This is a genomic window from Bacillus sp. LSHTCR4, from assembly GCF_057197025.1.
The window spans coordinates 122,924-137,942 of record NZ_JBXUNO010000005.1; the positions used below are offsets into that span (position 1 = coordinate 122,924).

Annotated in this window: 16 protein-coding genes, 1 pseudogene and 1 riboswitch; of the genes and pseudogenes, 6 read left to right on the forward strand and 11 right to left on the reverse strand. The window is 34.6% G+C overall.

Features of this window, described 5'->3' with window-relative positions; all coding sequences use genetic code 11:
• The first annotated feature begins 73 nt into the window (after positions 1-73).
• The gene (locus AC2CGR_RS24445) at positions 74-1,375 is read left to right on the forward strand and encodes an MFS transporter (RefSeq protein WP_242229942.1); all 1,302 of its coding nucleotides are present in this window, start codon (positions 74-76) and stop codon (positions 1,373-1,375) included.
• Positions 1,376-1,387: 12 nt separating this feature from the next.
• Here AC2CGR_RS24445 and AC2CGR_RS24450 read toward each other — a convergent pair whose 3' ends face one another.
• Both AC2CGR_RS24450 and AC2CGR_RS24455 read right to left on the reverse strand, forming a co-directional pair.
• Positions 1,388-2,170, reverse strand: a complete 783-nt coding sequence (locus AC2CGR_RS24450; protein WP_087964088.1) for a nucleotidyltransferase domain-containing protein — start codon at positions 2,168-2,170, stop codon at positions 1,388-1,390.
• A gap of 121 nt (positions 2,171-2,291) precedes the next feature.
• Positions 2,292-3,401, reverse strand: coding sequence for a PRK06851 family protein (locus AC2CGR_RS24455; protein ID WP_087964087.1), 1,110 nt, complete (start codon positions 3,399-3,401; stop codon positions 2,292-2,294).
• Positions 3,402-3,552: 151 nt separating this feature from the next.
• Positions 3,553-3,665, forward strand: a riboswitch (SAM riboswitch).
• 86 nt (positions 3,666-3,751) lie between these two features.
• Here AC2CGR_RS24455 and AC2CGR_RS24460 point away from each other — a divergent pair.
• Complete coding sequence (locus AC2CGR_RS24460) at positions 3,752-4,384, forward strand: cyclase family protein (protein ID WP_029437289.1); 633 nt, start codon at positions 3,752-3,754, stop codon at positions 4,382-4,384.
• Between the two features lie 27 nt (positions 4,385-4,411).
• Here the strand turns inward: AC2CGR_RS24460 and AC2CGR_RS24465 are convergent, their stop codons facing one another.
• From AC2CGR_RS24465 to AC2CGR_RS24495, 7 genes and pseudogenes are all read right to left on the reverse strand, one after another.
• Positions 4,412-4,792, reverse strand: coding sequence for a hypothetical protein (locus AC2CGR_RS24465; RefSeq protein WP_087964086.1), 381 nt, complete (start codon positions 4,790-4,792; stop codon positions 4,412-4,414).
• Positions 4,793-5,099: 307 nt separating this feature from the next.
• Positions 5,100-5,224, reverse strand: a pseudogene (locus AC2CGR_RS24470) (ATP-binding protein); the annotation flags it as partial.
• Between the two features lie 161 nt (positions 5,225-5,385).
• Positions 5,386-6,651, reverse strand: a complete 1,266-nt coding sequence (locus AC2CGR_RS24475; RefSeq protein ID WP_042515781.1) for an S-adenosylmethionine decarboxylase related protein — start codon at positions 6,649-6,651, stop codon at positions 5,386-5,388.
• A gap of 237 nt (positions 6,652-6,888) precedes the next feature.
• Positions 6,889-7,557, reverse strand: a complete 669-nt coding sequence (locus AC2CGR_RS24480; RefSeq protein ID WP_060629358.1) for an LSm family protein — start codon at positions 7,555-7,557, stop codon at positions 6,889-6,891.
• Positions 7,558-7,719: 162 nt separating this feature from the next.
• Positions 7,720-8,169: a spore coat protein gene (locus AC2CGR_RS24485; protein ID WP_484481308.1), complete on the reverse strand. Its 450-nt coding sequence runs from the start codon at positions 8,167-8,169 to the stop codon at positions 7,720-7,722.
• 20 nt (positions 8,170-8,189) lie between these two features.
• Positions 8,190-8,687, reverse strand: a complete 498-nt coding sequence (locus tag AC2CGR_RS24490) for a spore coat protein (protein ID WP_484481309.1) — start codon at positions 8,685-8,687, stop codon at positions 8,190-8,192.
• Between the two features lie 236 nt (positions 8,688-8,923).
• Positions 8,924-9,163, reverse strand: a complete 240-nt coding sequence (locus AC2CGR_RS24495) for a helix-turn-helix domain-containing protein (RefSeq protein WP_001004507.1) — start codon at positions 9,161-9,163, stop codon at positions 8,924-8,926.
• A 181-nt stretch (positions 9,164-9,344) separates the two neighbouring features.
• Here AC2CGR_RS24495 and AC2CGR_RS24500 point away from each other — a divergent pair, with 181 nt between their 5' ends.
• Entirely contained in the window at positions 9,345-9,713 is a 369-nt protein-coding gene (locus AC2CGR_RS24500; protein WP_087964084.1) for a hypothetical protein, read from the forward strand.
• Positions 9,714-9,908: 195 nt separating this feature from the next.
• Here the strand turns inward: AC2CGR_RS24500 and AC2CGR_RS24505 are convergent, their stop codons facing one another.
• Positions 9,909-10,958 (reverse strand): NAD(P)/FAD-dependent oxidoreductase, encoded by a 1,050-nt coding sequence (locus AC2CGR_RS24505; RefSeq protein ID WP_087964083.1) that lies wholly within the window; start codon positions 10,956-10,958, stop codon positions 9,909-9,911.
• A gap of 332 nt (positions 10,959-11,290) precedes the next feature.
• Here AC2CGR_RS24505 and AC2CGR_RS24510 point away from each other — a divergent pair, with 332 nt between their 5' ends.
• From AC2CGR_RS24510 to AC2CGR_RS24520, 3 genes are read left to right on the forward strand one after another with little or no spacing between them, the layout of a single operon-like run.
• The gene (locus AC2CGR_RS24510; protein WP_484481310.1) at positions 11,291-12,208 is read left to right on the forward strand and encodes an iron-hydroxamate ABC transporter substrate-binding protein; all 918 of its coding nucleotides are present in this window, start codon (positions 11,291-11,293) and stop codon (positions 12,206-12,208) included.
• A 48-nt stretch (positions 12,209-12,256) separates the two neighbouring features.
• A complete protein-coding gene (locus tag AC2CGR_RS24515; protein ID WP_131101305.1) occupies positions 12,257-13,297 on the forward strand; it encodes a FecCD family ABC transporter permease in 1,041 nt (346 codons plus the stop codon).
• Complete coding sequence (locus AC2CGR_RS24520) at positions 13,294-14,301, forward strand: FecCD family ABC transporter permease (protein WP_087964080.1); 1,008 nt, start codon at positions 13,294-13,296, stop codon at positions 14,299-14,301. The genes AC2CGR_RS24515 and AC2CGR_RS24520 overlap by 4 nt, the downstream gene beginning before the upstream one ends.
• Before the next feature lie 46 nt (positions 14,302-14,347).
• Here AC2CGR_RS24520 and AC2CGR_RS24525 read toward each other — a convergent pair whose 3' ends face one another.
• Positions 14,348-14,989 carry an L-fuculose-phosphate aldolase gene (locus AC2CGR_RS24525; RefSeq protein WP_087964079.1) on the reverse strand — a complete coding sequence of 214 codons (642 nt, stop codon included), beginning with the start codon at positions 14,987-14,989 and terminating at the stop codon, positions 14,348-14,350.
• Positions 14,990-15,019 lie beyond the last annotated feature (30 nt).

The window sequence follows — 15,019 nt, forward strand, 5'->3', positions numbered from 1 at the left end:
TTCGACACAGGGAGGAAAATATTAACATAAAATAAAATAATATATTCATCTACAAATAAAAGAGGTGAATACTATGCAACCTTCAGCTCCACCTCATCTAGAATCTACAGAAACTATCTTTTCAAGCTCTATTACAAAACTTGTTGTTTTTATTTGCTGGTTAGCCATTCTAGCTGATGGATATGATTTAGGTATTTATGGTGCCGTTCTGCCAAAGCTCCTAGAAGATAAGAGCTGGGCACTTTCACCAGCACATGCTGGTACAATTGCCAGTTATGCTTTATTCGGGATGTTTATTGGCGCTATTCTAGTTGGAACCATTACAGATCTAATTGGACGGAAATGGACCCTTATATGCTGTTTAGCACTTTTTTCTATCACAATGGGCCTAGCCGCACTTGCTCCTTCTCCCGAATTATTTGGTTTATCTCGGTTTATCGGAGGAATCGGATTAGGTGGTGTTATTCCAACAGCTTCAGCACTTACTGTTGAATATTCACCAAAAAAGCGACAATCTTTTATTTATGCTCTTATGTTTACTGGCTATCCTTTAGGGATCGTGTTAGGCGCTATTTTATCTATGTTTATGTTAGAAGGTTTCGGATGGAGAGCTATGTTTGGCATCGGAATGATTCCACTACTCCTTATTCCTTTCATTATTCGTTATTTACCTGAATCCATTCAATTTTTATTATCACGTAATCGCCAAAAAGAAGTTGACCAAATCCTTAATCGTTTTCAAATTGAATTCTATGTGAAAGATGAAACTCATCAACCCTCATCTAATATGCGAAAGAGAAATGGATTTCTTACTTTATTCTCAAAAGAATACAGAAAAGCAACGCTGCTTTTTTGGATTACTTATATAATGGGTATGTTTTTAATATACGGTTTAAATACTTGGTTACCTCAGATGATGCGACAGGCAGGATACCCTCTTGGATCTAGTTTATCATTTCTACTTATGCTAAATATTACTGCCGCTATCGGTGCATTATTTGCTGGAGCAATCGCGGATCGTATAGGAGCTAAAATTGTTATTAGCATCTCCTATCTTATGGCAGCTATATGTATTGGACTATTAACAATTAAACCATCTGTTACAATCATTTATCTTTTAATTGGTCTTGCTGGAATTGGATCAGTCGGTATTACTCAAATATTAAATGCATATGTAACACAATACTTCCCATCACATATCCGAGCTACTTCCTTAGGCTGGGGACTTGGACTTGGCCGAGTTGGTGCGATTGCTGGTCCTATTCTTGTCGGTATTATTATGACAATGCAATATGACTTAGTATGGAATTTTTACTTATTCTCATTTGCAGGTCTTCTCGCGGCTATATCTGTTTTCTTTATTCCTACAAAATAAAAGAGCACAAACTTACTTGTGCTCTTTTTCATATACCGCAAACAACATGTCCCGAAATAGTGTATTTAAAATTTCAATATCGATCCCTGATCCCTTTTCAATTCCTTTTACATATTGCTGATAGTAATGAATTTGTTCTTCTAAAAATTGATTCAACACCTCAATTTTTAATCCAACATCTAATTCAGTACCTGCCTTTTTCTTTATTAACAACTGTTTAATTTCATCTAATACGCTACGTTCTAATGATAATTCTGTAATTAATCGATTGAACTCTACAGGAGGCAAAGTTGTTTTCTCCTCTAGCCACTTACAAGCTAAAATAGGACGCAATACATAAAAGTACTTTTTCAACTTTACATTCTCACCTTGCAAAAATTCACGATAATTTTTTGAAGCCATATGTAAATAATGATATATCGTTGCTTTTGGATCAAAATTCTTTTCACTCATTTGCTGAAGCTGTTCTGGAAAATTAGAGTTTTTCGAATAAAAAATCGGTGATCGAATCCATTCGAGTAAAGCTGGGTTTGACTTTGCAAATAGTTGTAACGCTTTTTTTATATCCCATCCACTTATATCTAAATCATCACTAATCGGATACTCAATTACATCTCGTTTATCATGAATTGATAAATACCATTCTACCGGATGCATATAAACGAATCTAACATCATAATCACTATCTTTCGAAGGAAATCCCCATGCACGACTCCCTGACTCCACAGCGAATAAAATTTTCACATCATTTTCTTTCTCAATTCGTTCTAACTCCAACTTAATTTTCTCTCTCATTTCATACCCTCTCCATTTTTTGATTATTTCCTTGGAAATTCGACAAATATATTACTAAGTTTACTACATACTAAAATAGCTGTCAGAAAATTCCCGACAGCCTGTCAAAATTCTTTATTTTTTACTTGCTCTTTTCAGTTACACTAACCGCAATTCGTTCAAACTCTTTTTGAATCTCCTCTTTATATGCATCTACTTTTGAAAAATCCATAGCAGCAATATAAATTCGTTCTAATTTATCACGAACTGATTTCGCTTTCGCTAAGAAAGACATCGCCTCATTCATTTTTGCTTTATATCGAATGGAGACGTCACGAATTTCCTCCGCATACTTCTCATCCGTCCCTGGTGTCACAATAAGAGCATACATATCTATAATTTCATCACCTTCACGGCTTGGAAAATATTCATGTGGTGCGGTGCTATCGAAAATCGCAAACCCTAATTCTCTTACGATAACCATATCAAGACTATTTGGATCGAACCCACAATGATATACTTCAACTTCAAATCCTTTTTCTTCTGCTTCCTTAGCTAATTTCTTGAGCATTGTTGATTTCCCAGAACCTGGGCGTCCTTTTATAAAATAACGATGTGGTAATCCTTCTGTTAAGTTAGGAACAAAATCAACTGCTCCTTTCGGTGTAGCTGCTCCTAAAAAGCGATGTTTCACAAGCGATTGTTTCCCGCTTTTATCTGTAAATAACTTCTGAATTAGCTGATCGGTTAGTTCATTCGCTTTATTAAAATCAATATTACTAATATATATTTTCTCCCACTCATCATGTATAATCAGCGCCTCATTAAAACAAGCGTAAGCAGCTTGAAAAGCTTTGCTTGCTTCTGAAACAAATCGTTCAATTTCCACCTTCTGCTTTCTTAATTTATCTGAATCCCAAGCAACACCCAAGTTGATATACTCCTCGACAACTCCTGGCATTTTCGGCTCAATCACATGCGGTGATGTTCCATCAACAATTCCTACTTTTAACTTCGGGATAATGACACCATCAACCGATTTGTTATCAGAAGAACAGTGTAAAAATTCAATATCATATCCTTTTTCAACCCATTCACGACCTATTGCCTTAATTAAAGAAGATTTCCCCGTTCCAGGTCCACCCTTTAAAATAAATAATCTGTCTAGTCCTTTTAAATTCTCTTCGTATAAATTATGAAATCCTCTAGCTGTATTTCCACCAGCATAATAATTCAATACATTCCCTGTCACTGCACTCACTCCTTCGCAGCATTCTATTTACATAAGCTACAATATGCGAGTAGCTTTATTTGGGTGAATACCTATTTGATATTGCACAAAAAAAGGAAATGAATTACAATTTAAATACAGTTAATATTCAGAATTTAAAAAACTTAATATATCTTTATCAAGAGAGGCAGAGGGACCGGCCCTTTGAAGCCCAGCAACCTCAGTTTATACAAACTGAATAGGTGCTAATTCCTGCAAAATGCATTGCATTTTGAAAGATAAAACGTAACTATTGTGTGTAAAACTCATCTTTCTTGATTATGAAAGATGAGTTTTTTTATATTTCAAAACATATATTGGAGGTATTTAAAGTGAAAGTAATTGACCTATCCCAAACATTTGAAAACAATATGTCTCAATTTCCTGGAACACCAAAAATCAATTTAGAAGCCATTACAAGCGTCGAAGAGACAGGTTATCAAGTTACAGATTTTCATTCTGTCGTTCATGTTGGTACGCATTGCGATGCCCCTGCGCATTTCATTTCAGGCGCAACGACTATTGATCAATTACCCCTAAATCAATTTGTAGGTGAAGCTGTTCTCATTGATGTAACTCATGTACAAGAACGAAAATTACCTAAAGAAGTATTACACAACGCTGACATAAAAGAAGGAGATATTGTCATTTTCCATTCCAACCTATCTAATAAATGGAATACAGAAGCGTATGAACAAGAAGCCTTTTATCTTTCCGAAGAATTAGCTGAAGAATTAGTTCAATTAAAAGTAAAATCTGTCGGTTTAGATTTCATTTCTCCTGACGAGGTAACGACAGAAACATCACCGATTCATCACATACTACTTGGGAATAATATTTATTTAATTGAAAACTTAACAAACTTAGATGCCATTAATGCGAAACGTTTCTTTTTCTCAGCAGCACCTTTAAAAATTAAAGATAGTGACGGTGCTTTCGCAAGGGCATTCGCTGTAATTTTTTAAACAAACTATACAAAAAAGCAAAGATCATCATTGACCTTTGCTTCTATTTTTTTTATTTAAACTAAGAAAGAATTGCTCAACACGAGGACGGAACCAAGCTAAATAATCTTTCTCTTTCTTCTTTGTACAAGCTATTTCTTCCCCATCTACCATTCCGACAAGCTCTAGCTCTAACAGTTGCCTCGTAAATGCTAACATATTTATTTCTTCGTCTGGATACTCTTCTTTTAATTTCTCCTCAATTTCCCCCAATAAAAAACCGTCACGCATCATTGCCAATGCATCAATCCAAAGTGGCGGCATTTCATATTTTTCTCCTGTAATTGTATCTTTTACAATATAATTCTTTTGCTCTTTTCGAAATTGAATCGTGTGTAAACATACAGTCGAATTTAATGTTAATTCCATCATACCACCTCTTTCATCATATCTGCATAGAAAAAAGGATGCGCGTGCACCCCTTCTTTTCCTAACACTACCGAACCGTTACATGAATAACAAATCTCATGTCGATATTTTCCTCCATTATAAACGAAGTATTTTATAAAAAAAACCCTTCTTGAAACATTTTATAAAATGTTTATATTTACACAACAAGAACACTTTTCTGAAAAATATTTTCTTCTAGCACATTATGCTGTCGGTAAAAAAATCTCCACTCCCGTTCCTATTTCTACGCTACTTTAAATCGCAATACTCCCTTGATACTCCTCAATAATTTCAAGTAAAGCTTCCTTCTATATTGCGCTGCATAACTTTCCATTAACTGCACAACATATAAAAGGATTTCTCCTATATTACACACCATTCATAATTTGTTGACTTTGGTTTCCCTAACAAATCCGTTATTTTTTAAAAATTTGTTCATATAAATACTCCCCATAATCAATACAAAAACTCTACATATTATCTCATTAAATGATAAGGAAATTACGTTCCGGACAATATGTAACCTTATAACGCAAAAAGGAAGGAGATTTCCCCTTCCTTTTCGTCACAACTTATATCCATCTTACCCGATCATGTAGCAATCCATCCGTAAAATCATTTTCCCCCACTACAAAATCCTTCATATATAAATTCAAATATTCTCCGTACTTACTTTCTGTATTTAATAATAATTCCTCTACATAATAGGCACCTTGTTTAAAGTTATCGAACAGTAAACTACACAAGCCAGCATAAATTCCACATCCTACTTGGAAGTATGTCGCATTTGTTTTATATTTATGAAAAACTTGACTGCTATTCATCACGTTATACATATATGTCTCGCTATTTTCATAAACGAGTAATACACCTACTAGATCCTCGCCCGCAATCTCTTCTTCGGCTGGATTAAATACTTTACGATTCCAGTTCCATAGATCTTCTACCTTATCTAAGTTCTGTCTAATTATATTTGTTGTATACTCGTTAATTCGGTAAAGAAACCCAACTTCCATGTTAAAGTTTTTCCCTAAAATTAAAACTTCCTCATGTGGCATTAAACAACCATAAAACTCTTTCTCTCCCAACTTTACTTTATACTCTGAAGCATATACATCTTCATAAAAATAAAGAGGACGATGATGACTCATATACATCGGATAACTCCATATTGCTTCATCTAGAAATCGCTCGACTGCCCATGAAGCATAAAGTGTATGAGGCTTTATAAGTGCTGTATCATTTAAAAATGACGTATCATGTTCTACTATATAGCATGCTTTTGGCTTTTCATTTGGACGTTCCTTCATAAGTTCAACAACCATCCATTGAACAACACCTGGGTTCATACCTGAGCCTATAATTGCTTTTGTATTTGTAAATTTCTCTTTTTCCTTCTCAAACCGCGTATATCTTTCCGTAAGTTGAAAGCCGATTAAACTATCGTCCTGATCTACTGCCTCATTTTCCAAAGCTGAATTAATATAACAAATTCCAAGTTCATTACAACAGCTTAATACCCTGATTGTATCTGCCCCCGAAACATCAATAACAACACTCGTACTACTTTCTTTTAAATGCTTTTTAAATGTCACTACATCTTGTAGGTCTATTTCGGATAAAAACAATTGATCTTTCAAATTTGGAAACAACTCGTCATAATACGTCCTATCTTTTTGTTTTATATCAACCAAATGAAATGTAACATTCTTTATCACTTCATAAATCGGGTCTTTTTCATTTACTATCGCTTGATTTAAAATCGCTAAAACTGCTTTTGCTGCTCCACCAGCACTACCAAGTAATGTAATCGATAACGAATTTGAAAACTGCTCCACCAACAAAACCCCTTTAATATATTAGTTAAGCAGTTCTCCCTCAAAAAAATAAATTGAATACACCAAAAGATAGCTCGTACATATTTTTTATAATTTAGCACAAGGTTTCCTTTTCAACGGTCATACAAACATATTTATATTCAATTCATTTTTTCCCTCATATTCAAATTGTACTAAACAAATAGGCTCGACCTTTTCTTCTGCATATAAAAGAAAAAGCCAGCCCTTTCAACTAGTCTACGGACAATGGACAGATTTTACATGTTGAATATTTACATACATTTTCGCATCACGCGCTTTTAATATTTCAATATGCCCTTCATCAATCTTCGCCATCTTTCCGATCTTATTAGATTCCTCACCTAAATCGAACACCATGATTTTGCCAGACATTTTAATAAGTTGTTCTTCAAACGTTCGAGCTAACGTAATATTTAACGGATTCACAGGGAGTTCATTTTTATTGAGGGCATAAGGCACTTGATTTTCTTTATACGGAATTAACCATTTCAAATGCTTTAAAGATATATATACTGTTTTATAAACTGGACTATAAAAAACAATATAATCGTTCATTACACTTGTAACATATCCATGTATTGGAGCATTTCCAGCTACATAAATTTCTGTGAAAATCCCTTTAGAGGTACTTAATACTTTCCTCAAAGAAATAGAAGGAGATTCTCTCTTAATTACAGAATCTGCATCTGGTTTTGAGATTTCTTCATCATGTGGTCGTAAAAATTTATAATATTGTACATGGTATAAAGATATATATACGTAGTCTTGTCCATTGTAAAGAACAACGATATCATTTCCTACATCTATTAATACACCTTTAAATCTTTTTTCACCGATTAATTTAACATATATATTTTCCCCAATCCTTTTGTTTAACTCATTCATCTATATCCTCCTTCCTATGAATTTCCTCTTTCCTGTCTTTCATTTCTAAAAAAATAATCAGGGCAAAGTTCTGTTTTAATAGTAAGTAATTCCTTTTCATACTATCGAAATAAGAAATTGTTCTTCTCTTTCCCTCATAATGCCCCTCTTATTTATTAAACATTATTCATCTTCATTCTTTTTATATTTAACTACTTGACTCACACTCTTAATATGATAATTAATGATATAAATAACTTCATCACAGTTTACTAGTGTAATATATTCTTCATGAACTTCACTTAATAAACCTTCCACACACTCTGGACCACCACGATTAATCTTTACCCACTTATACGTCAAGTCACACAATACATCAACAAAAGTATCATCATCAGAGTAGAAACATGAAACATAGCCATCGTCACATTTACTTTCTTTCACTTTCTTAACTAGACTCTTCACATGTTTCAATTGATAATATACTAATTCACCAAGAGGAAGTTGTAATGTAAGGTAATCTCTCCCTAACGATACAAGTACCCCTACTCGACTCTCTGGTCCACGAAGATTTACTTTTACAGTCTCGCCGACCAAGCATTTAATTTGCTCACAGCATAATACATTCTCCAATTTCGTATCCCCCTTTCTTATTATCTCCCTCTACTTGATTGTCTTTGTGCACGAGCTCGGCCTGAATTATCGCTTTCACTATTACTTTCTTCGTCCTCTCCGCACTCTACTGTGACACTCTTAATATGGGATATTGCAACTAATATAACTTCTTCTTTTACAATTAATGTCACAAATTCACAAGAAACATCTTGTAAAATACCTTCAACTTTCTCTGGGCCACCACGATTAATTTTCACCCAGCGATATTTGAAGCTTTGAAGCAGCTTTTCAAAGTCATCTTCACACTCACATTCCAACCATTCACAATCATCTGCTTTACAATCTTTCACATTTTTTGTAACACTTTTCAGATGACGAATCTGATAGTAATAGAGCTCTCCTTTTTCATTCCTTAATACAAAGTAATCCGAGCATACTGCGACTATTGTCCCTTTTTGGGCCTCTGGACCACCTCTGTTTACTCTCACAAAAGATCCAATTAAGTCTTTCAGAAAATTACAATGAAATAAACTCACGAGAAAACCCCTTCCATTAATTTATAAGCTTTTGCACTGATAGTATATGTATCTGTACAGGTTACGTTCTCTATGTTTGTCCTAGCTAGAAAAAAATATGCTTTTAACATGGTAGACTACTACCTATCAAACTTCGAAGAAACACTAAGCGCTCCTTAGGCTTTTGATATCTTTAAACAAAAAAATCCCGTATGAAGATACATTTCTGCCTATCTTCATACGGGATTTCCCATCGTTTAATCTTCGTCTTTAACATCCATATCTTCTGGAATTGGTTCGTTCAATATTTCTTCCACTAATTGCTTATATTTCTCCATTTGTTCTAAATGTGTATTGAATTGTTCTTTATTTAATAAATATTGCTCTCCATCAAATAGTGCACGAATTTTCTTTTGCTGAATTAACTCTTCAATATACGACTTTGGTAAATTCAAATACTCCGCAGCTTCTTCTACTGTTATATACAACTCGTTCATTCCTTTATTATTTTTTCCTATATACTGTATCTTACTTTATTTTTGTAAACAAATAAAAAAGATTTTGTAAATGCAACTTAAAAAGCAGGTAGATGCATTCCATATATTGTATAATAGTATATAGTAAGAATTTTTTAAATATAGAATGGTATTACCCATTTACACAAAGGAGAGTTAACATATGGCTACTCGTCACATCATTACAATGTTAGAAAAAACATTACAAATTGAAACAGAAAACACAATTTCTCATTTAACAGCATCTTTATCTGATCGTATTCTTTCTCAAAGCACAGCAATACAGGAAAACAATTGTTACCATACAATTGGGGAATGGTACAAAAATCATTTCTTATTCCAACAAGATGATTTCCTTTGGGCTAAATACGTTTTCTATGACGCATATTGTGAGGAAATAAAAAAACAAGGTCATCTTACAAAACGTGTTCGCCAAATATTAGAATCATTAGCTCGAATGCATGGAAAACAGTACATTGCTTCTATATTAAATATGCCATTTCCTAACGAACGAGCTAAAGGAACAGCATAATGTAATACTGTTCTGCGTCAGCAAAACATAGATTCATTATTTTCTAGGAAGATTCACAAATAAAATGTTCATGTCACATGAACTGATGAAACCGGTGTCATTATAATGATTGAAAATATAGTAAACAGGAAAACCCCCATTTACCTCTCTCGTCATTCGAATAGAGAAGTAAATGGGGGTATACTTGTTCCTTTATTATTTCATCATCTGCTTAATCAATTCTCGATTTCTCTTCTTAAATACTTCATTATGCGAAGAAACCATTCCATACTCACTTGCATCTGGCTGAATAAATTGTTTCGCTTTATTCACAGCATTTCCAGCATCTTGGAATGCTCCCGCAATTAAGTGTAATTTTCCTTCATGCTTTAAAATATCCCCAGCAGCATATAATCCATCTACTGAAGACTCACTATTTGCATTCCCTGCAATATAATAATTATCTATAATCGCAACGTCTAACTCACTATTTTCTAATAATGTAATGTCACGTTCATATCCATGATTAATAATAACTTCATCAATAGGTAAATGAGAAACTTCACCTGTCTCATGATTCGTTAATTCTACATATTCAATCGCTTCATGACTATCACCAGCAATTAATTTTGTAATCGATGTATGAAAGAAACACTCAACTGAGCTGTTCAGCAGTTGCTTCACTTGTGCTTCATGACCAGATAATTCTTCTTTTCTATACGTTACGTACACTTTTTTCGCGATTGGTTCTAATTCATTTGCCCAATCAACGGCAGAATTTCCTCCACCGGAAATAATGATCGTTTTATCTTTGAAACGCTTTAAAGATTTCACTGTATAATTTAAATTCGATACTTCAAATCGCTCAGCACCTTCAATTGATAACTTTTGTGGTTTCAATATGCCACTTCCAGTTGCCACAATAACTGTTTTTGAAAAGTGTTCTTCTCCAGTGCTTGTTTTTAATGTAAAAGTACCATCTTTATTACGAATAATCGATTCTACTTTTGTATTTAATACAACTTCCGGCTGAAATGTTAAACCTTGTTGTACAAGTTGCTCAATTAATTTTTCACCCGTAACCGGTAATAATCCCCCAATATCCCAAATCATTTTCTCTGGATAAACATGTATTTTTCCACCTAGCTGTGGTTGAAATTCTATTATTTTCGTTTTCATCTCTCTGAGTCCACTATAAAAAGCTGAATAAAGCCCTGCAGGTCCTCCGCCTATCACAGTTACATCAAACAATTCTTCTCGATTCATTCGTGCTCACTCCTCAGCTACTAATCATTGATTATCATTCTCAATAAAATATAACCTGTTTCTGCAAAATTTACAATCAAAATTACTATTGACAATACACCTATATAAAATTATATTATTTAGAGAATCAATAGTGATAATCATTATCATTTTGTTAATAATTAGCAAATTTGAGATTATATCTTCTTTCATTAATATGGCTAATACTATATTGTGAAATCTCATATTCAAGATTTTTAATAAACATTTTGCATTACCACTACTCATTCAAAAAGATTGCAGTTAAACAAATGATTGTATACACATATCATCTATGTTAAAGGAGAAAGACGATGAAAAAGTTATTTATTTCACTAACGGTTCTTTTCGTTCTTGTTATGAGCGCTTGTAGCAATGGCTCTACAGACAAAAAGAATGATGCAAAAGATAGTAAATCAGAAACAATTACATACCAATCTGAAAATGGTAAAGTAGAAGTTCCTGCAAATCCAAAACGCGTTGTTGTTTTATCATCATTCGCTGGTAACGTAATGTCATTAGGTGTAAATCTTGTTGGGGTAGATTCATGGTCTAAACAAAACCCACGTTTTGATAGCAAACTTAAAGATGTTGCTGAAGTATCAGATGAAAATGTTGAAAAAATCGCTGAACTAAATCCAGATTTAATCATTGGCTTATCAAATATTAAAAATGTCGATAAGTTAAAGAAAATCGCTCCTACTGTAACATACACTTACGGAAAAGTTGATTACTTAACACAGCATTTAGAAATCGGGAAGTTATTAAACAAAGAAAAAGAAGCAAAAACTTGGGTTAATGACTTCAAGAAACGTGCACAAGACGCTGGTAAAGAAATTAAAGCAAAAATCGGTGAAGATGCTACAGTTTCTGTTGTAGAAAACTTCAACAAACAGCTTTATGTATACGGCGAGAACTGGGGCCGCGGAACAGAAATTCTGTACCAAGAAATGAAATTAAAAATGCCTGAAAAAGTAAAAGAAAAAGCATTAAAAGAAGGTTACTACGCATTATCTACTGAGGTATTACCTGAGTTTGCTGGTGATTACTTAATCGTAAGTAAAAACAAAGATACTGATAACTCATTCCAAGAGACAGAATCATATAAAAACATCCCAGCAGTAAAAAATAATCGCGTATATGAAGCAAACATGATGGAATTCTATTTCAATGATCCACTTACATTAGATTTCCAACTAGACTTCTTCAAAAAAAGCTTTCTTGGTAAATAATACAAACATGAGGAATTCTTAATTTAAGAATTCCTCTTCCTTTATTCTATGAACAGAAAAGATGTGAAACGAATGACAAAAGATCATGACAATCCACGTTCTATAGCTTTTACATACAAACTAATTTTAAGCTTAATTGCATTCTTTCTTATTTTTATGGTGGCTATGGTATTAGGTGCTGCAGATACTTCCATAAAAGATGTATGGTCAGCACTCACTTCCTCCGCTAAAGGAGACAAAATCTCTATTATTCGAGAAATACGTTTGCCACGTGAAGTTGCCGCTATTTTTGTAGGAGCTGGACTTGCTGTTTCTGGAGCAATTATGCAAGGATTAACACGAAATCCACTTGCAGATCCTGGATTATTAGGGCTATCTGGTGGAGCAAATGCTGCGCTTGCACTAACACTTGCTTTCAACCCTTCCATCAGCTATCTTTACTTAACATTAGCTTGCTTTATCGGTGCTGCTGTTGGCGCAATTATGGTATTTGGAATTGGTATGGTGAAAAAAGGCGGGCTCTCCCCTCTTCGAATTGTATTAGCTGGTGCTGCCGTTTCAGCATTTCTACTCGCAATTTCAGAAGGAGTCGGCATCTACTTCAAAATTTCACAAGATGTATCACTTTGGACTGCTGGAGGCGTAATTGGAACTACTTGGAGCCAATTGAAAGTTATTATTCCAGTCATTTCAATTAGTATCTTTATCGCTATCTTACTAGCAAAAAAATTGACAGTTCTTAGTTTCAGTGAAGAAGTGGCTATTGGACTAGGTCAAAAAATTATTGTTATTAAAACCATTCTATTTATCATTATCATCTTACTTGCAGGTGCATCTGTAGCACTTGTCGGAAATATGGCATTTATCGGTTTAATGGTACCTCACATGGTACGCCCAATTGTCGGTCCAGATTACCGATTTGTTATACCGATGTCAGCAATTGCTGGCGCTTCCTTTATGCTACTTGCAGATACAATCGGACGTACCATTAACGCTCCGTACGAAACACCAGTTGCCGCTATTGTCGCAATTGTAGGATTACCATTCTTCCTATTCATTGTACGTAAAGGAGGAAAAATGTTCTCATGATACCATCTATTCTAAGAAAACAACGTCTTATCCTACTCGCTTTACTTATACTAACCATCACAACCATTGTAGTTGGAATGGGGCTCGGTTCAGCATCTTTATCTTATGATCGACTACTCCCAACATTAATGGGGCAAGGAACTTTTAAAGAGGAGTTTGTTTTATACTCTTTAAGACTACCTAGAATTATCATTACATTACTAGCTGGTATGGCTCTCGCTTTATCAGGAGCTATTCTGCAAGGGATTACCCGAAATGATTTAGCTGAACCTGGTATTCTCGGTATCAACTCTGGGGCCGGTGTTGCTGTTGCTATTTTCTTCTTATACTTTCCAATAGATGTAGGTTCATTTCTTTACTTACTACCTGTCGTTGGATTTATCGGAGCGTTTCTGACAGCTGTTCTAATTTACGTATTTTCATATAGTAAATCAACTGGACTTCAGCCGGTGCGATTAACATTAACCGGTATCGGTTTTGCATTTGCACTATCTGGAATGATGATTGTCCTTATTTCATCTGCAGATCGTATGAAAGTAGACTTTATTTCAAAATGGATTGCCGGAAATATTTGGGGAGATGACTGGATCTTCGTTTTCGCAATGCTCCCATGGTTAATCGTATTCATTCCGTTTGTTTTCTATAAAGCAAACCGATTAAACATTCTAGCATTAAACGAACCAGTCGCAATCGGCGTTGGAATTGAAATTGAAAAAGAACGCCGATACTTATTAATTGCAGCCGTTGCGCTTGCAGCTGCAGCTGTTTCCGTAACAGGAGGAATTAGCTTTATCGGGCTGATGGCTCCTCACATCGCAAAATCTTTAGTAGGTCCAAGGCATCAAATCTTCATGCCTATCGCCATTTTAATTGGCGGATGGCTATTACTATTAGCTGACACAATCGGACGAAACATCGTGGAACCTAACGGCATCCCAGCAGGTATTGTTGTCGCTTTAATTGGTGCTCCTTACTTTATGTATTTATTGCTTAAGAAAGCATAGAAACACCCTCAAGAGTCAAATCTTGAGGGTGTTTTTTTGTATCATTCTACTGCTGCCCATACCCTTCAAACTTCTTTGCCAAATTCTCCATCTCATCTTCTGGCAATAGCTTCGGCTCTCCGACACTTTTCGTTTGATAATAAATTTGGGCGCAAAACTCAATTTCTTCTGCAACAGTAAATGCCATTTTTATATGATTTGCACCTGCAATTAAACCGTGGTTCGCAAGTAAAACGGCACGACGATCGATCATTCCTTCGAAAGCAGCTTCTGCTAATTGCTTCGTACCAAATGTTTCATACGGTGCACAGCGAACATTAGGGCCTGCGAAAGCAATTAAATACGATACTGCGGGCAGTTCCCATCCTAATGATGCAATCGTCTTCGCATAAGGAGAATGTGTATGCACAAGCGCATTTATATCTTCACGCTTTCTATAATAAATAAGGTGCATATCAAGTTCACTTGATGGTTTTCTCTCTCCCTCTATTACATCGCCATCTAAGTTTAATATAACTACATCTTCAGGCTTTGTTTCATAATAATCTAAACCACTTGGGCTAATGGCAACAAGACCTTGTTCGCGATTGAAAATACTAATATTACCGCCTGTCCCCTTTGTTAAACCACTAGAAATCATTTTCTTTCCGTACGCTACAATTTCTTCTCTCTCTTTTTGTAATAACATATACATCCCCCTAAGTATGAAGCTTATGAT